General features: G+C 60.7%; 25 protein-coding genes and 1 pseudogene. 17 read left to right on the forward strand and 9 right to left on the reverse strand.

Annotated features, from left to right (window positions below; genetic code table 11):
- Positions 1-32 precede the first annotated feature (32 nt).
- The 9 genes from OPU67_RS04065 (at position 33) to OPU67_RS04105 (ending at position 10,540) form a co-directional block, all read left to right on the forward strand.
- On the forward strand, positions 33-929 hold the full coding sequence (locus tag OPU67_RS04065; protein ID WP_267617750.1) for a CPBP family intramembrane glutamic endopeptidase: 897 nt from the start codon (positions 33-35) through the stop codon (positions 927-929).
- Between the two features lie 10 nt (positions 930-939).
- On the forward strand, positions 940-1,509 hold the full coding sequence (locus OPU67_RS04070; RefSeq protein WP_267617752.1) for a hypothetical protein: 570 nt from the start codon (positions 940-942) through the stop codon (positions 1,507-1,509).
- Positions 1,510-2,004: 495 nt separating this feature from the next.
- The gene (locus OPU67_RS04075) at positions 2,005-2,157 is read left to right on the forward strand and encodes a hypothetical protein (RefSeq protein WP_267617753.1); all 153 of its coding nucleotides are present in this window, start codon (positions 2,005-2,007) and stop codon (positions 2,155-2,157) included.
- A 116-nt stretch (positions 2,158-2,273) separates the two neighbouring features.
- Positions 2,274-2,462, forward strand: a complete 189-nt coding sequence (locus OPU67_RS04080) for an AlpA family phage regulatory protein (protein ID WP_267617754.1) — start codon at positions 2,274-2,276, stop codon at positions 2,460-2,462.
- Positions 2,463-2,784: 322 nt separating this feature from the next.
- Entirely contained in the window at positions 2,785-6,219 is a 3,435-nt protein-coding gene (locus OPU67_RS04085; protein WP_267617853.1) for a response regulator, read from the forward strand.
- Positions 6,204-7,040 (forward strand): CheR family methyltransferase, encoded by an 837-nt coding sequence (locus OPU67_RS04090; protein ID WP_420708950.1) that lies wholly within the window; start codon positions 6,204-6,206, stop codon positions 7,038-7,040. The genes OPU67_RS04085 and OPU67_RS04090 overlap by 16 nt, the downstream gene beginning before the upstream one ends.
- Positions 7,037-7,603, forward strand: coding sequence for a chemotaxis protein CheB (locus tag OPU67_RS04095; protein ID WP_267617758.1), 567 nt, complete (start codon positions 7,037-7,039; stop codon positions 7,601-7,603). The genes OPU67_RS04090 and OPU67_RS04095 overlap by 4 nt, the downstream gene beginning before the upstream one ends.
- Positions 7,600-8,730: a hybrid sensor histidine kinase/response regulator gene (locus OPU67_RS04100; RefSeq protein ID WP_267617760.1), complete on the forward strand. Its 1,131-nt coding sequence runs from the start codon at positions 7,600-7,602 to the stop codon at positions 8,728-8,730. Before OPU67_RS04095 ends, OPU67_RS04100 begins: the two co-directional genes overlap by 4 nt.
- A gap of 202 nt (positions 8,731-8,932) precedes the next feature.
- Positions 8,933-10,540, forward strand: coding sequence for an FAD-NAD(P)-binding protein (locus OPU67_RS04105; protein ID WP_267617762.1), 1,608 nt, complete (start codon positions 8,933-8,935; stop codon positions 10,538-10,540).
- On the opposite strand, the gene OPU67_RS04110 is transcribed toward OPU67_RS04105, so the two are convergent.
- From OPU67_RS04110 to OPU67_RS04120, 3 genes are read right to left on the reverse strand one after another with little or no spacing between them, the layout of a single operon-like run.
- Positions 10,537-12,720: a xanthine dehydrogenase family protein molybdopterin-binding subunit gene (locus OPU67_RS04110; RefSeq protein WP_267617854.1), complete on the reverse strand. Its 2,184-nt coding sequence runs from the start codon at positions 12,718-12,720 to the stop codon at positions 10,537-10,539. The genes OPU67_RS04105 and OPU67_RS04110 overlap by 4 nt on opposite strands.
- A 44-nt stretch (positions 12,721-12,764) precedes the next feature.
- Complete coding sequence (locus OPU67_RS04115) at positions 12,765-13,751, reverse strand: FAD binding domain-containing protein (protein WP_267617764.1); 987 nt, start codon at positions 13,749-13,751, stop codon at positions 12,765-12,767.
- A complete protein-coding gene (locus tag OPU67_RS04120; protein WP_267617855.1) occupies positions 13,738-14,256 on the reverse strand; it encodes a 2Fe-2S iron-sulfur cluster-binding protein in 519 nt (172 codons plus the stop codon). The genes OPU67_RS04115 and OPU67_RS04120 overlap by 14 nt, the downstream gene beginning before the upstream one ends.
- A 353-nt stretch (positions 14,257-14,609) precedes the next feature.
- Between OPU67_RS04120 and OPU67_RS04125 the strand changes: the two genes are divergently transcribed.
- The 5 genes and pseudogenes from OPU67_RS04125 to OPU67_RS04145 all read left to right on the forward strand — a co-directional run bounded on the left by OPU67_RS04125 (position 14,610) and on the right by OPU67_RS04145 (position 20,130).
- On the forward strand, positions 14,610-15,047 hold the full coding sequence (locus OPU67_RS04125) for a ferritin-like domain-containing protein (RefSeq protein WP_267617765.1): 438 nt from the start codon (positions 14,610-14,612) through the stop codon (positions 15,045-15,047).
- Between the two features lie 86 nt (positions 15,048-15,133).
- Positions 15,134-17,299 (forward strand): catalase, encoded by a 2,166-nt coding sequence (locus tag OPU67_RS04130; protein ID WP_267617766.1) that lies wholly within the window; start codon positions 15,134-15,136, stop codon positions 17,297-17,299.
- Between the two features lie 24 nt (positions 17,300-17,323).
- Positions 17,324-17,506: pseudogene (locus tag OPU67_RS04135) on the forward strand (YqcI/YcgG family protein); the annotation flags it as partial.
- Positions 17,503-18,087 (forward strand): urea carboxylase-associated family protein, encoded by a 585-nt coding sequence (locus tag OPU67_RS04140; protein WP_267617767.1) that lies wholly within the window; start codon positions 17,503-17,505, stop codon positions 18,085-18,087. The pseudogene OPU67_RS04135 and the gene OPU67_RS04140, both read left to right, overlap by 4 nt.
- 489 nt (positions 18,088-18,576) lie before the next feature.
- Positions 18,577-20,130: a phospholipase D-like domain-containing protein gene (locus OPU67_RS04145; RefSeq protein ID WP_267617768.1), complete on the forward strand. Its 1,554-nt coding sequence runs from the start codon at positions 18,577-18,579 to the stop codon at positions 20,128-20,130.
- 345 nt (positions 20,131-20,475) lie between these two features.
- On the opposite strand, the gene OPU67_RS04150 is transcribed toward OPU67_RS04145, so the two are convergent.
- From OPU67_RS04150 to OPU67_RS04160, 3 genes are all read right to left on the reverse strand, one after another.
- Entirely contained in the window at positions 20,476-20,721 is a 246-nt protein-coding gene (locus OPU67_RS04150; protein ID WP_267617770.1) for a hypothetical protein, read from the reverse strand.
- 162 nt (positions 20,722-20,883) lie between these two features.
- Positions 20,884-21,453: a hemerythrin domain-containing protein gene (locus tag OPU67_RS04155; protein ID WP_267617771.1), complete on the reverse strand. Its 570-nt coding sequence runs from the start codon at positions 21,451-21,453 to the stop codon at positions 20,884-20,886.
- A gap of 84 nt (positions 21,454-21,537) precedes the next feature.
- Positions 21,538-21,783, reverse strand: a complete 246-nt coding sequence (locus tag OPU67_RS04160) for a hypothetical protein (RefSeq protein WP_267617772.1) — start codon at positions 21,781-21,783, stop codon at positions 21,538-21,540.
- 88 nt (positions 21,784-21,871) lie between these two features.
- Between OPU67_RS04160 and OPU67_RS04165 the strand changes: the two genes are divergently transcribed.
- On the forward strand, positions 21,872-22,174 hold the full coding sequence (locus OPU67_RS04165; protein WP_267617773.1) for a hypothetical protein: 303 nt from the start codon (positions 21,872-21,874) through the stop codon (positions 22,172-22,174).
- 445 nt (positions 22,175-22,619) lie between these two features.
- On the opposite strand, the gene OPU67_RS04170 is transcribed toward OPU67_RS04165, so the two are convergent.
- Entirely contained in the window at positions 22,620-23,414 is a 795-nt protein-coding gene (locus OPU67_RS04170; RefSeq protein ID WP_267617775.1) for a response regulator, read from the reverse strand.
- A gap of 164 nt (positions 23,415-23,578) precedes the next feature.
- Here OPU67_RS04170 and OPU67_RS04175 point away from each other — a divergent pair, with 164 nt between their 5' ends.
- Positions 23,579-23,755 (forward strand): NepR family anti-sigma factor, encoded by a 177-nt coding sequence (locus OPU67_RS04175; RefSeq protein WP_267617776.1) that lies wholly within the window; start codon positions 23,579-23,581, stop codon positions 23,753-23,755.
- Positions 23,755-24,291, forward strand: a complete 537-nt coding sequence (locus OPU67_RS04180) for a sigma-70 family RNA polymerase sigma factor (RefSeq protein ID WP_267617777.1) — start codon at positions 23,755-23,757, stop codon at positions 24,289-24,291. Before OPU67_RS04175 ends, OPU67_RS04180 begins: the two co-directional genes overlap by 1 nt.
- 206 nt (positions 24,292-24,497) lie before the next feature.
- Here OPU67_RS04180 and OPU67_RS04185 read toward each other — a convergent pair whose 3' ends face one another.
- Positions 24,498-24,767, reverse strand: a complete 270-nt coding sequence (locus OPU67_RS04185) for a GlsB/YeaQ/YmgE family stress response membrane protein (RefSeq protein ID WP_267617779.1) — start codon at positions 24,765-24,767, stop codon at positions 24,498-24,500.
- Positions 24,768-25,414: 647 nt separating this feature from the next.
- Positions 25,415-26,530: a WD40/YVTN/BNR-like repeat-containing protein gene (locus OPU67_RS04190; RefSeq protein ID WP_267617780.1), complete on the reverse strand. Its 1,116-nt coding sequence runs from the start codon at positions 26,528-26,530 to the stop codon at positions 25,415-25,417.
- Positions 26,531-26,548 lie beyond the last annotated feature (18 nt).

The following is a 26,548-nucleotide window of genomic DNA, read 5'->3' on the forward strand; positions in this document are numbered from 1 at the left end:
CAGCTTTCAAATACGACAAGGGGGATCATGTCATGACCGACCACGCCGAACCGACGGCGCTGTGGCTGCGCATCCTGCAATTCCCGCCGATCAAACTGTTCCTGCTCGGCTTGCCGCTGTTCTACTGCATCGGCTTCAGCAACGCCTTCATCGAAATGGCGAACGGCGTGCATCTTGCAGCGGCCTTCTCGGTGGCTGGCATGGTGGCGCTGGCGATGTGGGTCTATGTTGGCTTCGGCCGGCTCGTCGAGCGCCGCGAGATCAGCGATCTGGCGCTCAATCCCGGCCTGAAGGAGCTGGGCATCGGGATGCTGGTCGGCTCGGGGCTCTATACCCTCGGCGTGCTGGTGCTGATCGTGCTCGGCTACGGGCGGATCGAGGGGATGAACCCGGTGGTGGTGATGATCCCGGCGCTCTATCAGGCGTGCAGCGCGGGCTTTCTGGAAGAACTGCTGTTCCGCGGCGCGCTGTTCCGGGTCGTCGAGGAATGGCTGGGCAGCTGGATTTCGGTGATCGTGTCCTCGGTGGTGTTCGGCGCGGTTCACCTGACGAACCCCGATGCGACCCTGACCGGCGCGATCTTCATCAGCATCGAGGCCGGGCTGCTGCTCGCGGCCGCCTACATGCTCACCCGGCGGCTGTGGCTGGGGATCGGGTTTCACATCGCCTGGAACTACACCCAATCGGCGGTGTTCGGCGGCGTCGTATCGGGCAGCATCGCGCAACCGGGGCTGTTCAAGACGGTGTTCACCGGCCCCGATCTGATGACCGGCGGCGGGTTCGGGCTGGAGGCCTCGCTCATCCCCTGCATCATCGCGACCAGTGCCGGGGGATATCTCGCCTACAGGGCCGTGCAGGCGGGCCATGTGGTGCCGCCGTTCTGGAGCAAGTCGCACGGCGCGCAAGGCCATTCGCTCGCCAATGCCTAGGTCCTGCCGCATGGCCGCACGGTTGATGGCGGCGGGGCTGGCGCTCACGGCGGCGGGTATGGCCAAGGCCGCTCCGCCTCCCGTGCCCCCGCCGGTGGAACAGCACACAGCCGATTGCGCGCACCCCGTGTTCGCGACCGACCAACTCGTCTGTGCCGATCCCGCGCTGCGTACGCTCGACGCACGGTTGGGGACGTTGCTGGCAAGCGCGTCTCCGCCGGAGTCCCGCTGGGTCGAGCCGCAATGGCAGTGGTTCCAGCGCCGTAGCCGCTGCGCCTTCAGCGCGGATCACAAGGGGTGCGTGGAAGCGGCCTATCGCGAGCGCCTTGCATTGTTTGAACCGCCCCCCCGGGTCGAAGAACGGCGCGCGATTAAATGCGAGGGCGCCGACATGACGGCTGTCGCCGTGCAAAATGGCCAAATCATTCTGTTCGGCCCATTTGGAGAGGTTTGGGGTCTTGCGTGGAGTGACCCTTCCGCAAAGGTCTGGACGCCTTTTCTGACGGCCTTGCGCCGGGGCAGGGAGGTGAGCCTGCACACGATCGAAGGAGTTTCGAGCAGGTGCCGGATCGAGCGATGATGAAGGAGGGGCTTAAGGCCTCGCTACACCATTCTCCGAAACCAGCCTCGAAGCAAAGTCGAGTCGAGTTGAAGCAGCAACATAGACGCGTCTATTCGAGCTAACCCGCTCGAATCATGATCCGCGTGTCTGGGGTTCGGGTTCCTCCTCCGCTACCATAGGCCTTTCCGGAAGCTTCACATGCTTCCGTATTTTTCCAAAAATCCAATCGAAAGCAGAGGGTTGCGAGTTATTCGCGTCCGCATGCGTCCATGGCCTTCCACATGCAGCCAAATTTGGTGTGGGGGTATTTTCGCGGCGTATCGGAAAGCAGCGATATGCCTCCGGCACGGTGCTCGAGGTTGATCGCCGGCAACGGGGCAGGGGCTCCAGAAGGGCAGCTATACGGTGGTGGTAACCGATCTCACCCGCGAGCGTTTGACCCTGCAGAACGAGCGCGGGCGGCAATTCGAGTTTCGCCCCTGACCGCCCCGTCCGCAGGGAGAACAGGATCCGGTGAAGCTCTACGAACGCCGCGAGATCGAAATCCATGATGGCGACCGGATTCGCTGGACGGCGACCGATCACCGGCGCGGCCTGCTCAATGCCGACCAGGCGCGGATCATCGCTGTCGACGCCAAAGGCGTACCGGCACCTCGCAGCTCGTAGTCAAGCTACTGTCCCGGCAGATCGACGACCTCGCCAATCGCGACATCGCCATGTCGCTGACCCGCTGAAGCAGCGAAACTCGGAGGGGACCGAGACAATGCCCGACAGGATTTTCGATGACTGCGAAGCCCAAAACTCGTGAAGAAAGTACCGCCTCTGTCGGAAGCACGCCTGCCAGCGCGCCGCCGCCCCGTCTCCTGCGTCTGCCTGAGGTTATGGAGAAGGTCGGACTTCGCCGCTCGGCAATCTATCAGCGGATGAGCGAAGGGCGGCTTCCTAAATGCCGCTCGCTGGGTCCGAAATAATCGGTGTGGGTAGAGGCAGAAATCCATGCGTGAATCGAGAAAGTCGCGCAATCCTAAGTAAATTTGAAATCGCAGATATATTGGACTGTTTCGATGCGCCTAGAAATGATTTTTGTGATTGCGCTTATGTTTGCATTAGCATACACCTAGACTGATATATTGTTTCACTAAATCACAGTTAATCGAAATTATTGGAAAATGAGCGTTTTTTTCTTCAAATATGTTGTGCCTTAAGAACGCTTTGGTTTGATTTGAAAAGAGTTGATAGCAGGCGATTAGTGTCCCTATGAGCCGAAGGGCAAAAGGGAGTTTCATCTTGCAGATTGGCCAATCGCGGAAGGGCATCCGGGGATCAAGCTCGGGCCGATCAATAATCGGGGCGCTGCTTGGCGTCGGGTTTTTTGTCCTCACCGCTTATGCTGCATACTTCAACATCAAGACAATGCGGGAGAGCGATGAACGCATCCGCGCGACGCATGAGGTGCTCTCGGCGCTCGATGCATTGATGGTGGCGACCCTGAATGTCGAGACCGGGCAACGCGGATACATGCTGACCGGCGAAGACCGATATCTCGAACCCTATGAGAAAGGGGTTGCAGATGCGCGCAAAAGCCTGTCCTCGCTCGAACGCTTCACGCAATCCAGCGTCGTCCGCGATGAAAGACTGGATGCGCTCGAGGCCGCTGTCGACAGGAGAGTGCGCGTTGCTGAAGGCTTGATCCGCACGCGCCGCGAGGAGGGGCTCGCTGCTGCGATCACGGCGATCGACGACGATCGCGGCAAGAGAGCGATGGATGCCGTCCGGCAGATAGTCGATCAGATGGTTCAGGAGGAGGAAGCCGAGCGTTTGGAGCGCATCGCTGCGCTTGCTGCGGCCTCGCGCGCGGCGGTTGTGACCGCGATCGTCTCCAGCCTGATCGGCGCCGGCCTTACGATCGTGATTTTCATCATGCTGGCGAGGAGCGACCGCAACCGCGAGCGGCAGCGCTGGCTTCAGACCGCGCAGGTGGACCTCAGCGAAGTCATGCGGGGCGACAAGACGGTCGAGCAGGTGGGGGCCGCAGTGCTGGCCTTCCTTTCAGAAAGAACCGCTGCAAATGCCGGAGCGCTGTTCAAGGGCGAAGGAGGCCTTTTCAACCGGGCGGCCATGCTCGGCATTGCAGACGCAACTTCCGTGCCCGAATCCTTCGGGATGAACGAAGGCCTTCTCGGCAAGGTTGCAACCGATGCTCGTGCAACAACGCTTTCGGACATTCCTGACGGATATCTGAAGATCGGATCGGCGTTGGGCAGCGACGCGCCGCGCCACCTCGTGGTCGCACCCCTGTTCTACGAAGGTGAAGTCAATGGCATCGTCGAACTCGGCTTCTTCACCGAAATCGATCCCCTTGTGCTTGAATTGCTCGACACCGTGTCCGGATCGGTCGGGGTCGCGCTGCGGTCAGCGCGATTCCGCGAGCGCTTGCAGGATGCGCTGGAGGAATCGCGCCGGCAAGCTGGAGAGTTGCAGGCCCAGAGTGAGGAACTGCGTGTCAGCAACGAGGAACTGGAAGAGCAGAGCAACGCGCTGAAAGAAACGCAAGCGCGCCTCGAACTCCAGCAGGTGGAACTCGAGCAGACGAACAGCCAGCTCGAAGAACAGGCCCAGACGCTGGAGGTGCAGCGCGACGAATTGGCACGCGCCACCGCCACGCTTCAGCTCAAAGCGCAGGAGCTGGAGCAGGCGAGCCAATACAAATCGGATTTCCTCGCGAACATGAGCCATGAGTTGCGCACGCCGCTCAATTCGCTTCTGATCCTGTCCAAGCTTCTGGGCGACAACCCCAATGGCAACCTCACCGCCGAGCAGGTCAAGTTTGCCCGCACCATCGAATCCTCGGGCAATGATCTCCTGACGCTGATCAACGATATTCTCGACCTGTCGAAAATCGAGGCAGGGCACGTGACCATCGAGGCGGCACCGATTGCCCCCCAGCGCCTCGCCGCGGATTTGCGCAAGGTGTTCGAGCCGCTCGCACAGCAGCGCGGGCTGCAGCTCGTCATCGACGTTAGGCCCGACATGCCCGCCTCGTTCGAAACCGATCGCATGCGGCTCGAACAGGTGCTGAAGAACCTCCTGTCGAACGCGATCAAGTTCACGGAGCAGGGCAGCGTCACCTTGAGGATGGGTTCGGCCGCAAAGGGTGCACTGGAATTCAAGGTCATCGATACGGGCATCGGCATTGCCGAGTCGCAACGCGAGGCGATCTTCGAGGCCTTCCGTCAGGCCGACGGCACCATCAGTCGCAAATTCGGGGGTACCGGGCTGGGCCTGTCGATCTCGCGGGAGCTGGTGCGCCTGCTGGGCGGGACCATCCGGCTGGAAAGCGAGCCTGGCAAGGGCAGCACCTTCATCGTCAGTCTGCCCGCGACATACGATCCCGCAACAGTCGAGCCGCGCGAGCCGGCGCAGTTCCGCGATCACGCTCCCGGCGCGCCCGTCCAGCCTCCGCCATCGGCCACGCCTGCCAAACCGGTTCCGTCGAGACCGGCAATGGTGGACGATGATCGCCAGCGCCTGTCGGAAGGCAAACAGGTCCTCCTCGTGATCGAAGACGATCCCGCCTTTGCCGAAATCGTAGCCGATTTGGCCCGCGAGATGGGGTTCCAGTGCATTCTGGCGGGAACGGCCGAGGAGGCGGTCGAGCTTGCCGGCGAGTATCGGCCCAGCGCGATCGTTCTCGATATCGGGCTGCCGGATCAGTCTGGCCTCACGGTCCTCGACCGGCTGAAGCACGACGGGGAAACGCGGCACATCCCGATCCATGTCATCTCCGGCTCCGATCAGAGCCAGACCGCGCTGGCGCTCGGCGCGGTCGGTTTCCTCGAAAAACCTGCCCCGCGTGAACGCCTCGCCGAGGTCCTGGCCCAATTGCAGGACAAGCTGGCAGCCCGAGTGCGCCGGGTGCTGATCGTGGAGGATGACGAGGTCCAGCGCGAAGCGGTCAGCCGATTGCTGTCCTCGCAGGATGTCGAGACTGTCGGCGTCGGCACGGCTGCCGAATGTCTCAGCGAATTGCGCGCTGCGCATTACGACTGCATGGTGCTCGACCTCACCCTTCCGGACGCTTCGGGTTTCTCCTTGCTCGAAGAACTCAGCGAAGACGAAACCAGAACATTTCCGCCGGTCATCGTTTACACGGGCCGCGATCTTTCGCCCGAAGAAGAGCAGCGCCTGCGCCGCTATTCCAGCTCGATCATCATCAAGGGCGCCAAGTCGCCCGAGCGTCTGCTCGACGAGGTCTCCCTGTTCCTCCACCGGGTCGTGTCGGATCTGCCCCCCGAACAGAGGCAGATGATCGAAAAAGCCCGCCACCGCGACGCGGCGCTGGAAGGACGGCGCATCCTGATTGTCGAGGACGATGTCCGCAACGTCTACTCGCTCACCAGCATCCTCGAGCCGCGCGGAGCGTTGACGCGGATCGCCCGCAACGGACAGGAGGCGCTCGATGCGCTGGCCGAGGCGTCAGCGGATCCCACCAAGGCTATCGACCTGGTGCTGATGGACGTGATGATGCCGGTGATGGATGGCCTGACCGCGGCAGGCGCCATCCGCGCCGAGCCTCGCTGGAAGAAGCTGCCGATCATCATGCTGACCGCCAAGGCCATGCCCGACGACCAGCGGAAATGCATCGAGGCGGGAGCGAACGATTACATGGCAAAGCCGCTCGATGTCGACAAACTGCTGTCCCTTATTCGGGTCTGGATGCCGCGGTGAGCGAGAGCATCGAGGATATCGAGATCCGATTGCTGCTGGATGCGGTCTATCACCACTATCATTATGATTTCCGGCATTATGCGCAGGCATCGATAAAGCGGCGCCTTTTGCAAGCGCGGGCGCAATGGGGATACGACAGCATCTCCGAAATGCAGGCGGCTGTCCTGCGCGATGAGACCATGCTGCCGCGGCTGCTCAATTACCTGACGGTGCAGGTCAGCGAAATGTTCAGGGACCCGTCCTATTTCCGCGCGCTGCGTGAAAAGGTTGTCCCACACTTGCGCACCTACCCCTCGCTCAAGGTGTGGGTTGCCGGATGCAGTCATGGCGAAGAACTCTATTCGCTGGCGATCCTGTTCGAGGAGGAGGGGCTCGCCGACCGGACGATCTTCTACGCGACCGACATCAACCCCTCGGCCCTGCGCGCGGCACAGGCGGGTATCTACTCCCTCGATCGTATCAGGCTGTTCACCGAGAACCACCGCCTGTCAGGCGGCCATTCGTCACTGTCGAATTACTATACCGCCCACTACGACCGGGCGGTATTCGAGAAGTCCTTGCGGGAACGCACCGTGTTTTCCGATCACAGCCTGGTGACCGATGCTGCCTTCGGCGAGATGCATCTGGTCAGCTGCCGCAATGTCCTCATCTACTTCAATCGCGAGCTGCAGGACCGCGCGGTCGGACTGTTCGGCGAGTCCCTCGTACGAGGCGGCTTTCTCGGCATCGGCTCCAAGGAGAGCTTGCGATTTTCCTCCCACGCCGATCTTTTCTCGGAATTCGTTCGCGAGGAACGGATCTACCGGAGAAATGCGCAATGAGCCTCCAGGCCGTTGTCATCGGTGCCTCTGCTGGCGGTGTCCACGCGCTGCTGCAGGTGCTTCCCGCGCTGCCTGACGATTTCCCGGCGGCAATTCTCGTGGTCGTCCATATCCCGCCCCGTCGTGATAACGCGCTCGTCGCACTGCTGGCCGAAAAGTGCCGATTGACCGTTAAGGAAGCCGAGGACAAAGAGCCGATTGTGCCCGGCACGATCTACATGGGGCCGCCCGATTATCATCTGCTCGTCGAAAGCGACGGGACCATCGCTCTGTCGTCGGACGAGGCGGTCAATCACTCGCGCCCTGCGATCGATGTGCTGTTCGAAAGCGCCGCCGATGCGTTCGGCGACAGGCTCGCCGGGATCATCATGACCGGGGCGAACCACGATGGCGCAAGAGGGCTGCGTGCGGTCTGCGATGCGGGCGGATATGCGCTTGTGCAGGCCCCTGCCACAGCGGAGGTGGCCTACATGCCCGAAGCCGCCCTGGCCGCGTGCCCCGCTGCGCGCGTCATCGATCTTGAAGACCTGCCATCTGTGCTTGAGGAGATTTTGGACCAGTGACCAGTACTCCCAAATTCCTGCTGGTTGACGACCTTGAGGAAAACCTGCTTGCGCTCGAAGCACTTCTGAAACGCGAGGGCCTTGAGCTGCACTGCGCACGCAGCGGCGAGGAAGCACTCGAGCTCATTCTTGAAAACGAATACGCGCTTGCCCTCCTCGATGTGCAGATGCCCGGCATGGACGGTTTCGAACTGGCCGAATTCATGCGCGCCAACACGCGGTCGCAGCACATCCCAATCATATTCCTGACCGCGGGAAGGGGGGACGCCACGCGCAGATTTAATGGCTACGAGGCGGGCGCGGTCGATTTCATTCAGAAGCCGATCGAACCCACGATCCTGCGGTCCAAGTCGAGCATCTTTCTTGATCTGTTCGTTCAGCGTCAGCAGATCGTTGTCCAGCGTGACGAGCTGGTTGCCCTGACCGCGGCATTGCAGGCCGCCGACCAACAGAAGAACCGGTTTCTCGGCGTGCTCGCGCATGAACTGCGCAACCCGCTTGCTGTGTTGTCTTCCGGTGTCGCTCTGCTTGAATTGCCGATGGGCGACCTCGACACGGATGCCGTCCGAAAATCCATGCGCCAAAACGTCCGCCATATGAGCCGCCTGATCGACGACCTGCTCGATATCAACCGCATCGAGCACGGCAAGATCTCGCTGAAGAAGGAAAGGGTCGATCTCGGTGAGATCCTGCCACACGCGCTGGAAATCGCCCAGCCTGCAATCGATGCAGGAGGCCATGAGCTTGCCGTGTCCCTGCCTGATGAACAGATTACCCTCGATGCCGACCCGGCGCGCGTCATCCAGATCGTGGGCAACATCGTGGGCAATGCGGCCCGCTACACGCCGAACGGCGGCCGCATCGAGGTCACGGTTTCAAGAAATGCCCCCCATGCTATCCTTACGGTCGCGGACAATGGCGTTGGCATTGCGCCCGAACAACAGTCAATAATCTTCGAGATGTTCGGACAGTCGGATAATGTGCTCGGCATCAGCGGTGGGGGGCTGGGGATCGGGCTCGCTTTGGTGAAACAACTTGTCGAATTGCACAGCGGGGAAGTACGCCTCGTCAAGAGCGTACTGGATGAAGGTAGTGTCTTCGAAGTTCGGCTGCCGCTTGCCAGCTAATTCAGTTCCAATTAGGCACGCTGGCAAGGGTTTTGTTTCGTTGTCAAGACACTGTATTCAAAGTAGCCGAAAGCCGATGAGGCAACTGCGAATCCGCGCGCGAACGAAATAATCGAGTGGGCGATGATTCCGCCTTGCCAGGCACCAGGGCAAGATTTTTCTCTGCTCAGCCTTGCTCCGGTCAGAACAAAGGGGGCGCAAGATGGGAACCATTGGGATTGTAGGCTCTGGACCGACAGGAATCTACACGGTCGCGGCGCTTGTGAAAAACGCCACGCCAGTCGACATCACCCTTTTCGAACAGGGGGATCGGGCCGGGGTAGGGATGCCCTATGACGGTGATTCCAATACGCGCCTAATGCTGGCGAACATTGCCAGCATAGAAATCCCGCCAATCGGGATGACGTACCTGGATTGGTTGCGCGGCCAACCTGACGATTGGCTAGGCCGCTATCGGATCGACAAGGCCAAGCTTCACGAACGGCAGTTCCTACCCAGAGTGTTATTGGGTCAGTACTTCCGTGACCAGCTCCTCTGGCTTGTCGACGAGGGCCGGGCGCATGGCATCGCGATTACCATCCGCGAAAATTGTCGGGTTACCGACATCGAAGCGCGCGCGGACGGTGTTGCGCTGTGGGTTGAAACGGATGAAGCACCGCTCCGTTTCGACTGGGTCGCAATCGCTACGGGTCACGTCTGGCCTGACGCGGACGAGGCGACCAAGGCCTATTTCCCCAGTCCGTGGTCCGGGCTGGTCGATGCTCGCATTCCTCCCTGCCGCGTTGGGATCATGGGCACCTCGCTCAGTGCGATTGACGCGGCGATGGCTGTTGTCTCGCAGCATGGAGACTTTGTCGAAAACGCGGACGAGGCTGTCGAATTCAAGCACGATGCAGGCAGCGAAGACCTGTCGATCACGCTTATGTCGCGAACGGGAATTTTGCCAGAGGCCGACTTCTACTGCCCGATTCCCTATGAACCGCTGGTCCATGCCACCCTCGATGCGATTACCGCCGAGATCGAAGCGGGGAGCGCCAGATTGCTGGACAGATGCTTCGGCAGGTTTGTGCAGGAAATCGCTGTCGCCGACCCGTGGTGGGCGGCGCGAATTTCGCTCAGCGAACGCACCGCCGACGATTTTGCCGATGCCTACTTTGCCGACCGCATCGCTCATAACCCTTTCCGCTGGGCACAGTTCAATCTCTCCGAGGTCGAGCACAACAAGCGCAACCGCATCACCGTTGCATGGCGATATGCGATCCTTCGGATGCACGAAGTGTTTCAAGATATCGTCCCCGTGCTGGACGAGGCAGACCGGGATCGCTTCGATTCCGGCCTCGGTCGGGTGTTCATGGATAATTATGCCGCGATCCCCTCGCAATCGATCCGCCGCATGCTCGCGCTGCACCGGGCCGGCATTCTCACGCTGCTGGAACTCGGCTCGGATTACGGGAAGGACGTCACCGATCACGGGACGACGATCACCGTTGGCGGGAAGACGCACGATTTCGACGTCTTCATAGACGCGCGCGGACAAAAGCCGCTTGAATCGAAAGATTTGCCGTTCCCGCGTCTGCGTGCGCAACTTATCGAGGCAGGACAGGACATCCCGTCGGTCTGCGACGACTACAGTCTCGACCGTCCGGTCGAGGCCCGTGGGAGAGTTGCGCTGGGCGCTCTGCCCTACCTGCTCCACGATCAGCCCTTCGTACAGGGCATAACGGCGGGTGCGGAGATCGGTTCGAAGATGGCACAGATGGTGATCCGTGCGCCATCCCGCCTTCGCCGCGTTTGTTTTCCGCACCTCTAAGCAAGGCCGCGCATCGCGCCCGCCTCTCGCAACAGCTTGCAGCTGTCTCTGGGAAGACTGGCAAGAACGCTGTCGGGCGTGATCGGAAACTGCAGCACCCGCGCACCGCAAGCATTGTAGATCGCGTTGCCGATCGCCGCCGCGCCGCCGCACATGCCAAGTTCCCCGATTCCCTTGGCCTCGATCGGGCTGGCGATAGCATCGCGCTCCTCGACCAGAACCACATCGAGATCGGGCACATCCCGGTGAACGGGGACATGATATTCGGCAAGGTCGCAGTTCACGAGGTGCCCGTCGCGCGGGTCGAATTCGAGCGCTTCGGTCAATGCCGTGCCGATGCTCCAGGTCAGCCCGCCCAGAAATTGCGAGCGCGCGGTGCGCCGGTTGAGCACGCGGCCAAACCCGAACGCGCCGAGCATCCGGTCAACCCGCGTTTCTCCGGTGAAGTGGTTGACGCGCACCTGTGCGAAAAATGCGCCGAAGCCCGCAGCCGTATACTCTTCCTGTGCCTTGGCAGGCTTGTAATGGCCTTCATGGGACAGGCTCTCGCCGCCGAGAACATCGACCAGCGTCCGACCGCCGCCGACCTTGCCATCGCGCAAGTCGAGCGCCTCTTCGGCGACCCCGGCCCGGGCAGCAAGGTCTTCCCGGATGGCGCGGCAGGCGAGAAAAGCCGCCGATCCGATCGAGGAGGCGCCCCAGCTTCCACCCGATCCGGGGCCGCGCGGGTGGCGCGTGTCACCAATGTCCACCCGCACCGCTGCTGGATCCATACCGAGCATCTCGGCGACCATCTGGGCAAGGATCGTGTAGGTCCCGGTGCCGATATCGGTCATGTCGGTCTCGACCCGCGCCGTGCCATCGGCCGACAGCGTCACGCGCGTCCTGCTTTCCATGGTGTTGTGGATGCGCGCACCGCTGGCCATGCCGGTGCCGATCCACCACTCGCCCTCGCGCCGCTGCCGCGCCTTGCGCGGGCCCGCATCCCAGCCGAAGGCGTCGGCCCCCTGCCGCAGGCATTCGGCAAGCTTGTGCGAGCTGAAGGGAAGATCGTTTTCGGGATCTTTGTCCGGAATGTTCATCAACCGCAGCTGCACCGGATCGACGCCGGACTTCTCGGCGAGCATATCCATCGCGGCTTCGAGCGCCGGCATGCCGACGGCCTCGCCCGGCGCGCGCACCGACCCGGCGGTCATCCGGTGGATGCGCGCCAGGTTGAGCATCAGCTCGCGGTTCTCGCCGCGATACATGAAATGCGAGGACTGGAGGACGGGCTCGCAGAATTCCTCACCGGGAAGGTTCGACACCAAAGCCTCGTGCCCGAAGCCGATCAGTTTGCCTTCGGAGGTTGCGGCCAGGCGCAGGCGCTGCGTGGTCTCGGATCGCCGCATTATGCACTGGAACACCTGCTGACGCGACAGGACCACCCGCACCGGGCGCTTCAGCTTTATGGACGCAAGCGACGCCGCCACGACATCCGGACTGATTCCAAGCTTGGACCCGAAGCCGCCGCCGACAAAACGGGCGATGAGACGGATCTTGTCCTCGGGAATATCCAGCGCGTCGGCCAATTCGCTGATATTGTAGTTCAGCATCTGGAGCGAGGCGTGGACGGTCAGTTCCTCGCCATCCCAATCGGCGATGGCGGCGTGAGGCTCCATAGCCGCGGACGCGTGGCCCTTAGTCGCGATACGCACATCGACGCTGTGCGCGGCGTCTTTCATCGCCTGCTCGAGGTCTCCCTGGCTGACGGTGTCGTCTTCCTGCTCTTCGGGCGTGACGTCGTCCGGCGACAGCGACGGATTGGGCGAAGCATCGTATTCGACATGAATACGCTTCGCCGCATCGCGTGCCTGTTCGAAGCTTTCCGCGACGACCAGGGCGATGGGCTGGCCCCAATAGCACACCGTGACCGGGGCTTGCTGCGGCGCTTCGCCGGCGGTGCCCTGCACGGCACGGGTTATGAGGCGGCTGTCATCGATCACCGCGATCACGCCCGGCATGGTCAGGGCTGCTTGCGTGTCGAGCCGCGTGACAGTGCCGTGGGTGATGGTGCTGGTGACGAGAACGCCCTCGGCGCAATTGTCGATGGGGTATTCGGCCGCATAGCGGGCCGTGCCGGTCACTTTGGCCAGCCCGTCGATGCGGGGCAGGGGCTCGCCGAGCACGCCCTGCTTCATGTCGTCCAGGCGGGCCTTGCCGTCATTCTCGGTTCGGGTCGTGCTCACGCTGCGTCCTCCACGGCCTGCGTCAGGACAGCGCGCAGGGTGCGCCGTGCCAAGGGGATCTTGAAATCATTCTCGCCAAACCCGCGCGCGGACTGGAGCAGCACGTCGGCAGCCTCGTCGAACAGGGCATCATCGGCCGCCTTGCCGAGAAGGACCGCGCCGATTGCGGGATCGAACCACGGCTTGTGGGCCAGTCCGCCGAAAGCGAGATCGGCACGCGTGAAGACCCCGCCCTCAATCTCGATCACCGCCGCGACCGAGACCAGCGCGAAGGCATAGGAGGAACGTTCGCGCACCTTGCGGTAGTAATGCGCCCCGCCGACCGGGGGGGGCAGGGTGACAGCCGTGATCATCTCGCCGCGCCCCAGCTCATTTTCGCGCCACGGGGTATCGCCCGGGAGCAGGTGAAAGTCGCGGACCGGCACGGATCGTTCCGTCCCGTCTTCCTTCATGATGTGAACCTCGGCATCCAGCGCGCTCATCGCCACGGCCATGTCGCCGGGATAGGTGGCAATGCATTGGTCGCTGGTGCCGAGCACGGCGTGGAGCTTGGCCACCCCCTCGATCGCGCTGCAGCCGCTGCCGGGATCGCGCTTGTTGCACGGCTGGTCGATCTTGGTGAAGTAGAAACAGCGGGTCCGCTGGCACAGATTGCCGCCGGTGGTCGCCTTGTTGCGCAGTTGCTGGGTCGCCCCGGCAAGGATCGCGCGTGCGAGTACGGGGTAATCCTGTCGCACGCGCGGATGCACCGCAGTTGCCGTATTGGTGACGAGCGCACCGATACGCAGGCCGCCATCAGGTGTGTCGGTGATCTCGGCACAATCGAGCCTGCTGATGTCGGCAAGCCGCGACGGGGTTTCCACCTGCAGCTTCATGAGATCGAGGAGGTTCGTGCCGCCTGCGATAAGGCGGGTGTGCTCATCTTTCGTAAGTTGCGCGGCATCGGAAGGTGACGGTGCGCGGACCAGCTCAAACGGTTGCATCGGCGCGCCCCCTGGCGACATCGCGGATCGCAGCGACGATGTTGGCATAGGCGCCGCAACGGCACAGATTGCCGCTCATCCTCTCACGGATTTCCTCGTCGCTGAAGGTCGCTTCGGACGTCAGGTCGGCGGTGGCATCGCTGGGCCAGCCCTCGGCAATTTCGGCAAGCATCGCCTGCGCCGAACAGATCTGGCCCGGCGTGCAATAGCCGCATTGAAGGGCGTCGTGCGCCATGAAGGCGTGCTGCAGATCCGACGGAGCATCGGGGCCTCCGATCCCCTCGATCGTGGTCACCCGGTCACCTTCATGCATCGCGGCGAGGGTCAGGCAGCTGTTGATGCGCATGCCGTTGACGATGACCGTGCAGGCACCGCACTGGCCATGATCGCAGCCCTTTTTCGTGCCGGTCAGTCCCAAATCGTGCCGCAGGAAATCCAGCAGCGACGTGCGCGGATCGGCAGGCAGAGAGTGGGCTGTACCATTGATACCGATCGTTCCGGCCATGTCCTGTATCTCCTCGAAACCTTTGGCGGCTTCCTTCGCGATTATCGTGCCTTTGAACATTGATCCCCGCAGCAACTGATGATTCATTGCTGTTCGATCATTTTACCGGCGCCGCGCATTCATTTCATCGCGAACGATAACGGCAAAGTGCGACGCGCTCGTGTCGGCAATCCCCAAGTCATCTGCGCGTCGAATGTTCCGGTCCCGGCGATGTTTTTCATCCTGAATTTCAGCATTCGGACGAAGTATCTGGAAATCATCATCGCTGATGGAACATTGTCAGCGCGGTCTTTCTTACGTTGGCTGAGCTATCCGCCACATGGATGGCAATTCCCAATGGAGGAACCGACGTTATGAACGCCAATACCACCGCTCTCGAAACGCTGATCGACACGACCTATGATTCGGTCGAAGGGTACCGCAAGGCGGCCGAGACCGCGAAGTCGCCCGAACTGAAGCGCATCCTCTCGGAGCAGGCTGCCAAGCGCCAGAAAACGCTCGATGCGCTCAATACCGAGCTCACCCGTCTCGGCGGCAAGCTGGTGACCAAGGGCACCGCGACCGGCGGCCTGCACCGTCTGTGGATGGATCTCACCAACCTCTTCGAAAGCGACGACAAGGCTGCCGTGGAGCGTGTCGAGGAAGGCGAAGATTATCTGGCCGACAAGTTCGAGGAAGCGCTCAAGGCGACTGATCTCGATCCGAACACGCGCTCGGTCATCCAGACTGCGCTGGGCGAAGTGCGTGAAGGCGAGCGCCTGACCGATCGTCTGGAAGAACAATACGACTGATTTCTTTCCCCCGACAGCGCGGCTTCCCCCACCGCGCTGTCGGGATCCGATTTTTCCGCCTTTTCTGCCGCTCGAGGAAATTCCCTATGCCCCGCACTCCGACCCCCGCCGACACATCACCTGCAAGCGACAACGCGTTGCGCGATCACCGGCAAGGCGAGGGATCGGCTCCCTTCGTCGAGACCGGAGGCAATGCGGGCGAGCTGCATCAGGACATTGCCTCGAAGGGCGATCATTCCGATGGCCTTGCGCATTTGACCGACAATCACGGCCACCGCATCGCCGACAACCAAAATTCCCTGCGCGCAGGCGAACGTGGACCGACGCTGCTCGAGGATTTCGTGCTGCGCGAGAAGATCTTCCACTTCGATCACGAACGCATTCCCGAGCGGATCGTCCATGCACGCGGATCGGGCGCGCACGGCACCTTCGAGGTGACCCGCGCGATCCCGGAGTGGACCCGCGCCAAACTGTTTCAGGAGAAGGGCAATTCATGCTCGGTCTTCGTCCGCTTCTCGACCGTTGCCGGCGGTGCCGGAAGCGTCGACACCCCGCGCGACGTGCGCGGCTTTGCAGTCAAGCTCTATACCGAAGAAGGCAATTGGGATCTGGTCGGCAACAACATCCCGGTGTTCTTCATCCAGGACGCGATCAAATTCCCCGATCTCGTCCACAGCGTGAAGATGGAGGCCGACCGCGGCTATCCGCAGGCGGCGAGCGCGCACGACACCTTCTGGGATTTCGTCAGCCTGATGCCCGAAACCATGCACATGGTGATGTGGGCGATGTCAGACCGCGGCATTCCGCGCTCGCTGCGCATGATCGAAGGCTTCGGCGTCCACACCTTCCGCTTCATCAATGCCGATGGGGAGGGCCGGTTCGTCAAGTTTCACTGGAAGCCGGTGCTCGGCCTCCAAAGCACGACATGGGACGAGGCGGTCAAGATCGCCGGCGCCGACCCCGATTTCCACCGCCGCGATCTGTGGGAAGCGATCGATGCTGGCGACTATCCGCAGTGGGATCTGGGCGTGCAGGTCTTCGACGAGGCATGGGCGGCCAAGCAGCCCTATGACGTCCTCGATGCGACCAAGCTGATCCCCGAGGAGGAAATCCCCGTCGAGGTGATTGGCCGCATGACGCTGAACCGCAACGTCGACAATTTCTTCGCCGAGACCGAGCAGGTCGCCTTCCTGCCGACCAACATTCTGCCCGGCATCGACTTTTCCAACGATCCGCTGCTGCAGGGCCGACTGTTCAGCTATCTCGATACGCAAAAGTCGCGGCTGGGGACGACCAATTTCCACCAGATCCCGATCAATGCGCCCAAATGCCCGTTCCACAACATGCAGCGCGACGGGATGATGCAGACGCTGGTGCCCACGGGGCGGGCCAACTACGAACCCAATTCGCTGGCCGAAGCCGGCGAGGACGGCGGCCCCCGGGCCTGCCCGGAAACCGGGTTCAGTTCGTTCCGCGAGAATGCCGAGCGCTACGATCCCACCGCAAAGCTGCGGGTGCGTGCGGAAACTTTCGCCGACCACTACAGTCAGGCGCGGATGTTCTACCTCTCGCAGACCGAGAACGAGCAGGCGCATATTGCCTCGGCGATCGTGTTCGAATTGTCGAAGGTGTCGATCGCCCACGTCCCGCCCGCGGTTGTTGCACGGATGCGGAACATCGACGAAAATCTCGCCAGTCGGGTTGCGGACGGCCTCGGCATCGATCTGCCCGAGAAGGCCAAGGCCGCCAAGGAGCCGGTCGATTTGGGCACCTCGGATGCGCTTTCGATCCAGAAGAACGCCAGGGCAGGGCTGGAAGGACGCAAGGTCGGCATCCTGTTCGACGAAGGCTCGAGCAAGGAAGCGATCGACACGCTGGTCGCCGATATCGAAAAGGCAGGCGGCACCGCCTTCCTCGTCGCGCCCAAGATCGGGCCGCTGAACGTCAAGGGCGGCACGCTCAAGGCCGATGGCCAACTGGCCGGAACGCCGTCGGTGATGTTCGATGCGGTCGTTGCGATCCTGGTACCCGAACGCGCCGAGAAGCTGGCGCAGGATGTCGGGGCGGTCGCGTGGTTCGCCGACGCTTGGTTCCACTGCAAGACCATCGGTGCCTGCGGAGGCACGCGCAAGCATCTGCTACCCAAGGCCAATATCGAGCCAGACGACGGTATCGTCGACCCCGAAGACTTTATGAAGACCGGACCCATCCGGCACTGGCACCGCGAACCCAAGGTCCGCGATCTGGCGTAACGTCGTCCGCTTTGCATCAGCCGTTTGCGCGAGGAGCAGAGATACGAGAAATTGCGTGCGGCCATTCTGTCGCGCGACGAGCAGCTCGACGGCTCTATCAACCCCATGCTCGCCCGTCATGGCGAAATCAGCGAGGCGCGCCAGTACAGTGGCCATGCGGTCAATGACGACTGGCAATGCCCCTTCAGGGATCCCCGAAAGTCATGACCAACCGTATTCCCCCTCGGTCCGGAACGGCCCTCACGCTCATGGCCGGCCAGACGCTCACCGTGGTCGATCCCGAAGGAATGCAGGTGAGCGACATGGTCGCTTTTGCGCTCGATGATCCTAGCGAGGTGATCTCGAACGGTCGCACCTTCGATTATGAGGAAACGATCGCGCTGACGACCGGGGCTACACTATGGTCGAACCGTTCGCGAAAGATGCTGGTGATCGACTATGATGACGTGGGGCGCCATGACTTTCTCCTGACGCCCTGTTCGCCTGGCACCTTCACGCATTTTTATCCCGACAAGCCCGTGCATCCTGGATGTTTCGGCAATCTCGCGGACGCGTTGGCGCCCTGCGGCATTTGCCCTGATCAGATTCCCACAGCCTTCAACATTTTCATGAACGTGCCCGTTTCGGCGGACGGATCGATTTCGGTGAAACCGCCGGTCAGCCGGGCTGGCGACCAGATCCGGTTCCGCGCATGCATGGATCTTCTTATCGGGCTCACGGCTTGCTCGGCCCATGCATCGAATGGCGGAAGCTCCAAGCCGATTGATTATTTTTGCGGCGCAGATTGAACATCGACCGCCTCAAGTACTTATAAAAAATGTGGAGTCTATGTTGTCAGGCCAGTTTCCGGGATCAATCTCCGGACGGTCGCAGAACTCGGCGAAGCTTAACTGGCAAATCACTGTGTCATCCCTGACATCAAGGAGTTCAGGATGAAGCGCGCGCAACCGTTCGCCCGCCCCGGCCACTCCGCCTTGGGCGATCACGGCAAATCATGGCGGCCATCATGGTGGCGGCCGAGGCGAACCACCCGACCTATTCGTGCATCGTTTCTCTCCAGTCTTGGCAAAAGGAGCGCTATCTTGCGGAATTGGTCCTGAACGTCGCAATTTCTTTGGGGAAATGGACCTCGCCGCCTCTTCATGTGAAATGGTGCCGTAAGACTTGTGCTGCCGAAATATGCGCTAGCTGGCTGGCGTGCTTGTGCCTATGTTCAGCCGGAAGCGACCGGCTAGGCTGGAGCGCTGAATATGAGGCAGCGGAGGTCTTAGCTCGCCATGGTCGAAAGCGCCGAGTTTCTCCCCCGCAACCTTACAGCGGAGCCCAAATCTATTTCAATTCGCGGGCGTTCTACGTCCCGCGAATTCGTGGATAGAGATCGCGGAAAAAGTGATACGATTTGGCGCGAGGCCTCGGCAACGCGGGCCCATGTCGTAGTTGATGCGGCGGATTACTTCGATCTGCTCCAGGTTGCCATGATGAATGCCAAGCAGCGAATTATGTTGATCGGCTGGGATTTCGACACGCGCATTCACTTACACGCAAGGCGAAAGAAGCCTGGCGGGCCGCCCAAGCGTTTAGGGGAATTCATCATATGGCTCGCGGGCCGTACACCGGGGCTTGAGATCAAGCTACTCAAGTGGAATTTTGGCGCGCTAAAATTGCTGGGCAGAGGCTCCACCATGCTCGATGTAGCGCGTTGGGCTATGCATCCTCAAATTGAGCTGAGACTTGATAACGCGCACCCCTTTGGATGCAGTCATCATCAGAAAATCGTGGTCATTGATGACAAGTTTGCGGTGTGCGGTGGCATCGACATGACTTCCGGCCGATGGGACACACCGGCACATCTGGATGACGACGTGCGGCGCAAACGGCCTAATCGAAAACTATACGATCCCTGGCATGATGTAACGATGATGATCGACGGCAAAGCCGCTGCCGAACTTGGCGAACTTGCGCGTATGCGTTGGGAGCGGGCGGGTGCAGCTCCTCTGGCACCGTGTGAACCGCAAAAGGAGTCACCATGGCCGGGATCGCTCGAAGCCGAATTTCAGTTCGTTCAAGTTGGTATCTCTCGGACGCGAGCAGAATACGAAGACAGTCCACCCATTTTCGAGATCGAAAATCTCTTCCTTGAACAGATAGCCCGCGCGAAAAAGTTCATCTACGCAGAAAATCAGTACTTTGCGTCACGAAAGATTGCTGAGGCGATCGCACGCCGTATGGCGGAGCCGGAGCCTCCAGAAATATTCATTGTCACTTCAGAAAGCGCCGATGGTTGGCTTGAGCAAAAAGCTATGGACAGCGCTCGTGCGAGGCTGATTCGAGCTATTCAAGAAAAGGACAAAGCCGGCCGGTTCTCGGTCAACATTCCCTACACGGCAAAAGGAACGCCAATTTATGTCCATGCCAAGTTGATGATCGTCGATGACGAAATTCTTCGCGTAGGTTCCGCGAATATGAACAATCGATCATTGGGCCTGGACAGCGAGTGCGATCTCCATATCGACATGGCAGCTGACGGAAACGAGTCGGTGGGGCCGGCCATCAAGCTTCTCAGGCATCGGCTCCTCGCGGAGCATTGTGGGGTGAGCACCGAGCAGATGGCGGCAAAGCTGAACGGTGGGGCATCAATGCTAGAGGCCGTGCAGCAGTTAAGGTACGGCGGCCGACGTCTCGAACAGCTCACACTCCCCAAGCTCACCGATGCGGAAAAGGTGCTGGCCGATCAGGCAATGCTCGATCCAGAGTCGCCTGAAGAACTCTTTGAACCATTCGCTAAAACGAGTATATTTTCAAAAAGCCGCATACTGAGCGCACCAGATTAAGCATATCCCGGTCTTCTGGTCAGTCTGAATTCCTAGCGATGATATTCCAGTCGAGGGCAGATCAAAGGCAGGTCTACATCAAGATATTGAGCCCTGCCCACTTTTTGACCCATCTGCACCACTTCGCTCGCGGAGAATTTAGTCGTGTAACGGTATATCGTTGCGCTTCCAAGCAGGAAGCGCGGACCAAGCATTGGTCGGCGAGGCGAACGGTCTATCGTTGAGCCAATGAGCCCATAGAGTAGGGGTCACTATCGGGACACTGCATAAAAAGACGTGCCACTTGAAGGTGGCAAAACTGCCCACCTCCAAGCGGCACGCTATTTAATACCGATATAGCGCGAGTTACTCGTCGCCAGTGACCGGCTTTCCCTCCGCGTCGCCGGGCATGTCCACATCGACGGTGGGCACTTCGACGGTCGTGGTCTTGGTGCCGACATCGACATCAGCGGTTTCGACATCGAACTCGGGCGCTTGGCCACCCTTCACCTCAACCTCGGGAAGCTCGGCTTCCTTCGTCTGGTCAACGTCGCACGCGGCGAGGGCCATTACGAAGGGGGCAACGAGTGCGGTCATGATCAGCTTTTTCAATTTCGGTTCTCCTGTTTAAACTTATCAAATCGGACGAAGCGGCATCAAAGACTTTCATTCTGAGGCGCGGAAAGACGGTTGGATAATGAAGCGCGCTCAGGGCGTCCCGCCTGCGGTACTCACATCAAAAATGAAGAGATATTTCTGCAATTACGACAATGATTACGTCGCCTTTTCAGCCTTCTTGCGGCGGTTGAAGACGCTGCGAAGATGGGCAAGGTCGGCGTCGCTCAGGTGCTTTTCGGCTGCAACGAATTGCTCCTGTTCCTCCTCTCGGATGTGGTGAAGGTACTTGTCCTTCAACTTGGCAAAGCGCCGGAGCCAGCCGGGAGAGGCCATGTCTGCCTCTTGCAGTTCCTCAATCAGCTCGTCGATTTGCTTGTGCTCCGCGACTGCGTGACGAGCGTCTTCGGTGGTGTCCGGATTGCGGAGGACGGCCGACCAAAGCGCCTGTTCCTCGGCCGCCGCATGGGCTTGCATTTCATTGACCAACTCGCCGAACAAGCGACGCCGGTCCGGGGAATCGCCCGAAGTTTCTTCAATCATAGCAAGTAGCGCGCGGTGCTCATCGTGATCGGCCACCAGCCTTCCGAAGATATCTGGATTGCCCCGAAACCTGGTCGCAGGCGTGCTGCCGATCCTCGCGGCGAGATCAGGCGCCAAGCGCTTGGCGCGTGCGATCGCGGCAGACTTGGCATCATGTTCAGTGATCTGGTTTGAATGTGCGGTCATGGTCGCTGTCCTCGTGCAATTGCGATCATCAGCGTCGGCCGCCCTTGGGGATCAGACCGGCGCTGTGTCGAACGTTGGAGCGGCTTACGCCGCAGTGACGGGAGTGGAAGCGGTGCCAGTCCGGGTGTCGCGACCATCGGCAGTCTGCTGGTCACGGTGGCGCTTGAAGAGGTAGCCGCCTACGCCGATGGCGATCAAGGCGGGCAAGCTCATTCGGGCGATCAGAGTAGGCGCGATCGAGCCGAGAATGACACCTGTGCCATTGTCGACCTTGGTGGTGCTCTTGGCGAGCTGGCTACCGACAAGGCCGCCGATGATGCTCTTCATCATGTTTAATCTCCTTCGGCCAGCGTCAAGTCAAAGGGTGCGACGAATGTTCCGTGTGCCATTTTCAATTAGCCGTGCAGGCCGTTTGGAAATGAAGAACCGCCTGTGTGCCGCGATCCAGCATGATCAGTTCAGGATGACCGCCCAAATCATGCGCGGATGCATCCACGACCTGCGTGCCGAGACCGGTCCCTCTCGGTGCACCGCCGCTGATACCAACGCCAACATCGTCCACTTCCAGCCGTGTCGTATTGCGATCACTACACCCCACCCGCATTTCGTCCCGACGGGTGCATCGATAGGCATGGCTGCTGACATTGGTTATGAGTTCGGAGAGCGCCACGCCGAGCGACAACGCGCGGTCGATTCCGAATTGCCGCTAGCAGGTGCTTAAGGCGCCCTAGGTCGGCGCACAGAGGTTGGCGGCGTATTCGTCGAACCGCTGTTCTAGGGAAATTGCCATTCTGCATAAGCCAGCGCACGCTTGCTTGAGCTCAACACTGCAAGGAAGGAGCAGGGCGATTTATCCAGACGTCAACATAGCGGGCTTGACCAAATCCGTGGCCCCAACTGTTATCGCCGCATGGCGCGCTTATGAATCGTCAATCTCGCCGGGCACAGCCCTTTTGGCGGTCAACGGCACCACGCTCGGCACAGGGGCAAGCTTCTGAATTAGCGGGATCAATTGTCGGGCCGTAATGAAATCCACCAAGGCCCTACTTACGAAAAATCGGGCCGGGGAAGAACGCATCGGAGGAAATCGAGGTCATCTCGCCGGAACCGGTGCCGCGATTTCGCGGGCACCGGAAGTCACCGTAAGACAGCTGGAAAATCGCCGGTCAGTTGATCTCGGCCATCGCGGCCGTTTCACGGCTCACCAACAGCGCCTGCCACACGGTCGCCACGACATTGTCGGGGTTGAAGGGCTTGCTGATGATATAGGCAGGCTCGTGCCCTTCGCCGGTCAACAGCTTTTCAGGGAAGGCGGTGATGAAGATCACCGGCACGGTCATCGTCGTGAGAATGTGCCGCACTGCGTCGATGCCGCTCGATCCGTCAGCCAGATTGACGTCGGCGAGGATCAACTCCGGCTCGACCTGCTCGGCTGCCGCGATGGCCTCGCTCTCGGTGCGCACGATCGCGGCGACGTCATTGCCCATCGACACCATCAGTGACTTGAGATGGAGCGCGATGACTGCCTCGTCCTCGATAATCATGATCTTGGCCGAGAGCATTGCGTGGATCGCGCTGCGGGCTTCCTTCACGAAATCTTCGACCTCACGCTCGGACATGCCGAGGATCAGCGCGGTCTCGTCGACTGTGAAGCCTTCGATGGTGGTCAGCAGGAGCGCCTTGCGAAGCTTCCGCGGCAACGAACCGACAATAGCCCCTGGCATTTCGATCGGGCGCAGCGACGTATCGCTCCAGATGCGGTGGAAGATACGGTACAGTTCGGTCCGGACAGGCGCGTCCTCGTCGATCTCGTCGGGCGCGGCTATCATCGCCTGAAGCGTTTCGCGCACTGCCGCATCACCAACAGACTGTGACCCGGTGAGTGTGCGGGCGTAGCGGCGCAGATAGGGAAGCTCGGCAGCTATGCTAGCTTGGAATGAGGACATGGGTTTATTCTCCAATCGCGTAGCAGACCCTTTACCGATCACACGTTCCAATGCCACAGGACATTTTTCGCAGATATGCTGATTTGTGTTGTACACTCGCTTTAGGGACCCCTTGGACAATGCTTCACGCAGGCTCCGATGTCACCTAGCGACAGAGCGATCGAACGGAAGTATCCAAGATGACGGAAAAAAAGCAGCCCGAGCCGAAGCGAGAGCAGCCCGCTGTGGCGTTTGATCCGGTGGAAGCCGCATTGCGGCAGATTTTCGATGATGTCGCCGCGGAGGATATCCCGGACGATTTCGCCGATCTCGTTGCTCAGCTCACCACGAAATCCAGTGACGAGAAGGACAAATGATGCCCGAGCCTGATGCCGAGCCTTTGTCCCCCGAAGCTCTGGACACCTTCAAGACCCAAATGGTCGCTCTCATCCCGGCGCTGCGCGGTTTTGCGCGCGGGCTTTGCCGCGACAAGGTGATGGCCGACGACTTGGTGCAGGAAGCGATGATGCGGGCATGGGCGTCGCGTCACACCTTCATCGAGGGATCGAACTTTCGGGCCTGGATGTTCATGATCCTGCGCAACCATTATTATTCCGGCGCCAAGAAGCGGGCGCGCTATACCGTCTGGGATCCCGAAGCTGCCGAGCGGATTCTCGTGCAGGATGCAACGCAGGAATCGGGGCTGCACGTTGACGATGTGATGCGCGCGATCCACCGCCTTCCCGAACAGCAGCGTGAAATCCTTCTGCTCGTGGCCGGTGCCGGACTGAGCTACGAAGAAGCGGCAACTGTGACCGGGGCCAATATGGGGACGGTCAAGAGCCGGCTCAATCGCGGCAGGGCAGGGGTTAAGGCCCTCCTCGAGGGAGAGAAGGCGTCTGCAGTCGCCTGACTGTCGATGAGCGATGATGTGCGGAGGGAAGGGCTCGGTTTTGGCGGCCCCTTTTTCTTGTACCACGCCGCGTCTCGACTGAGTACCCTCCTTCAGCACACAACCCGCAAAGCAAAACGGGCCCGCTATGATAGCGAGCCCGCTGCAAGATATCGTTCCGGTGTGCCTCAAGCGGTTCAATATCTTTAGTGCATTAGTGCCGTGAATTAGCGCACGCGGCCACGACGGAAGAGGTTGATCGCACCCAGCAAGATCACCGCGCCGATGAACGATGCAAAGAGCGAGCGAATGTCGAAAGCGCCGCTGGTGATCGGCGCGCCGCCAATCAGCGGGGTGACCAGAAAGCCGGCAACCAAAGCGCCGATGATGCCGACGACGATGTTGAGGAAAATGCCCTGCTGCGCGTCAGTGCGCATCACGATACTGGCCAGCCATCCGAGGATCCCGCCGACGATAAGAATGATGATGAGGTTCATTTCGTGATCTCCACATTGAGTGCGAGGTATAAGAGTTAAAATATGGGATTGTTCCAGCACGATCTGAAAACTTTTGTATCTTTGCTTGCTAGTGAATGAACCAATCCGATCAATTAGGGTGAAAAAAATGGCCTTCATCAGCATTTGCTGATGAAGGCCACAGTTTATCGGGGCACGGCGGGTCAGAGCCAGTGCAACGGGTCAAAGCGCACGGCACGAGGAATGTTTCATGAGCGCATAAATTTTTTTGGAATGTACCGATTGTCGATAATCCGGCGTGATCAGGTCTGTCATGGTTCTCGTGACGGAAGGTTTGCATACCGTCCCGGATGCTGATCGCCCATTCTCCCGACGGAAAATTTAGCTCCTCATCCGGTCCTTCTGCTAATTCCGGTTTGGGAGCACGAACAAGCGCTTGGCTTGAGATCCTGCGTCTTGACTGATGAGATAAGCCAATGGGGGTACCAGAGGGGGTATCTTGAGAAGAGTGCGGCCAAAAAAAAATTGAAAAATCACGTAATTACGGCTATCTTCTTGTCCTTCCTCAGCTACCATAGGACTTTCTCCAGCCGGCATTGCCAAGGCACGCCGAACGGGGCGCAGGTTGCCTCGCTTCGCCAAGCCGACGAAGGGGAAGCCCGATCCGGTCACCGTTTCGGCAGTAGCGGGAGATCGATGGCCTGAACCTCTGTCCCGATCGCGTAGACGCGCACGCCCTTGTCGGTCGGCACGGTCTCGAACTTGTTCGCCGCGCGGGCAATGGGCGCGCGCTCCCACGTCCGGCCGCCGTCCTTCGTGGCAAAGCCCCCGGCGGCGGTGCCGACGAAGCCCACGTCTTTGGAGACGAATCCGATCCCGAACTGGCGTGCGGTCTTGTCCTGCGCCATCTCGATCTCCCGCCAAGTCCTGCCCCTGTCGTCAGAGCGGATCACCAGCTGGGTGGCGCGTTCGGGGTCGTAGGACTGGACCGTGGCATAGCCGGTGTCGGAGCCTTCGGGAAAACTCGCCTTCCAGATGAGTTCGAACCGGCGGCCCGAGCGATAGACTTCCTTCCACGTCTTGCCGCCGTCCTCGGTGCGCAGCACCAGCCCCTCGGCCTGAGCGGGATCGGCATTGGTGGCGGCAAAGACAAGGCCGGTGTTCTCGTCGAAGAACGTGACGTCGAGGATCATGCCGGCGTGCCGGGCCATGTCGATCACGCTCCACGTGTCGCCGCCATCCACCGATCGCAGGATGCCGGTCGGCCCTCCGACGCGCCCGGCGGCGTGGATCACCGTGCGCGGCACGAGCGTGCCCTGATAGATGCGCTGGGTCTTGAGGATGTCGATCGCGCACACGCCCTTGATGGTGGCCGCGCCCGTATCGACCGCCTCCCACGTCTTGCCGCCGTCGCGGGTGCGGTAGAGCGGGGTGGTGTCGGTGACGCCCGGGTAATAGTCGGTGCCGATATTGCCGATGAAGCCATCCAGCCGGTCGACGAACCCGACCGCGCGCACGAAGGTGCCGGGGCGGCTGGCGACCTTGGTCCAGGTCGCGCCGCCATCGGTCGTGGCAAACAGATCGCCCGCGCCGGTGCCGTACCAGCCGTGGTCCGGATCAACGAAGCTCACAGAATCCCGCTTGCCGCGATAGGCCTCGGTGGCGAATGTCCGCCAACCGTCCGCTGCGGCAGGGGCTGCTGTTGCAGCGGGCTGCGAACCCTGCGCGGCGAGCGGAGCGGGGAGAGTCAGCGCGGCCAGCGCTGTAAGCAATCGTGTCTGCATTCGGTGCGATCCCTGTGG

Source organism: Erythrobacter sp. WG (assembly GCF_026586795.1).
Classification (GTDB): domain Bacteria; phylum Pseudomonadota; class Alphaproteobacteria; order Sphingomonadales; family Sphingomonadaceae; genus Erythrobacter.

Coding starts and splice junctions, on each gene's coding strand:
- OPU67_RS04065 (WP_267617750.1), top strand. CDS start 33: ATGACCGACCACGCCGAACCGACGGCGCTGTGGCTGCGCATCCTGCAA.
- OPU67_RS04070 (WP_267617752.1), top strand. CDS start 940: ATGGCCGCACGGTTGATGGCGGCGGGGCTGGCGCTCACGGCGGCGGGT.
- OPU67_RS04080 (WP_267617754.1), top strand. CDS start 2,274: ATGACTGCGAAGCCCAAAACTCGTGAAGAAAGTACCGCCTCTGTCGGA.
- OPU67_RS04095 (WP_267617758.1), top strand. CDS start 7,037: ATGAGCCTCCAGGCCGTTGTCATCGGTGCCTCTGCTGGCGGTGTCCAC.
- OPU67_RS04105 (WP_267617762.1), top strand. CDS start 8,933: ATGGGAACCATTGGGATTGTAGGCTCTGGACCGACAGGAATCTACACG.
- OPU67_RS04110 (WP_267617854.1), bottom strand. CDS start 12,720: ATGAAGCAGGGCGTGCTCGGCGAGCCCCTGCCCCGCATCGACGGGCTG.
- OPU67_RS04115 (WP_267617764.1), bottom strand. CDS start 13,751: ATGCAACCGTTTGAGCTGGTCCGCGCACCGTCACCTTCCGATGCCGCG.
- OPU67_RS04120 (WP_267617855.1), bottom strand. CDS start 14,256: ATGGCCGGAACGATCGGTATCAATGGTACAGCCCACTCTCTGCCTGCC.
- OPU67_RS04125 (WP_267617765.1), top strand. CDS start 14,610: ATGAACGCCAATACCACCGCTCTCGAAACGCTGATCGACACGACCTAT.
- OPU67_RS04130 (WP_267617766.1), top strand. CDS start 15,134: ATGCCCCGCACTCCGACCCCCGCCGACACATCACCTGCAAGCGACAAC.
- OPU67_RS04140 (WP_267617767.1), top strand. CDS start 17,503: ATGACCAACCGTATTCCCCCTCGGTCCGGAACGGCCCTCACGCTCATG.
- OPU67_RS04145 (WP_267617768.1), top strand. CDS start 18,577: ATGGTCGAAAGCGCCGAGTTTCTCCCCCGCAACCTTACAGCGGAGCCC.
- OPU67_RS04155 (WP_267617771.1), bottom strand. CDS start 21,453: ATGACCGCACATTCAAACCAGATCACTGAACATGATGCCAAGTCTGCC.
- OPU67_RS04160 (WP_267617772.1), bottom strand. CDS start 21,783: ATGATGAAGAGCATCATCGGCGGCCTTGTCGGTAGCCAGCTCGCCAAG.
- OPU67_RS04165 (WP_267617773.1), top strand. CDS start 21,872: ATGAAGAACCGCCTGTGTGCCGCGATCCAGCATGATCAGTTCAGGATG.
- OPU67_RS04175 (WP_267617776.1), top strand. CDS start 23,579: ATGACGGAAAAAAAGCAGCCCGAGCCGAAGCGAGAGCAGCCCGCTGTG.
- OPU67_RS04180 (WP_267617777.1), top strand. CDS start 23,755: ATGCCCGAGCCTGATGCCGAGCCTTTGTCCCCCGAAGCTCTGGACACC.
- OPU67_RS04185 (WP_267617779.1), bottom strand. CDS start 24,767: ATGAACCTCATCATCATTCTTATCGTCGGCGGGATCCTCGGATGGCTG.
- OPU67_RS04190 (WP_267617780.1), bottom strand. CDS start 26,530: ATGCAGACACGATTGCTTACAGCGCTGGCCGCGCTGACTCTCCCCGCT.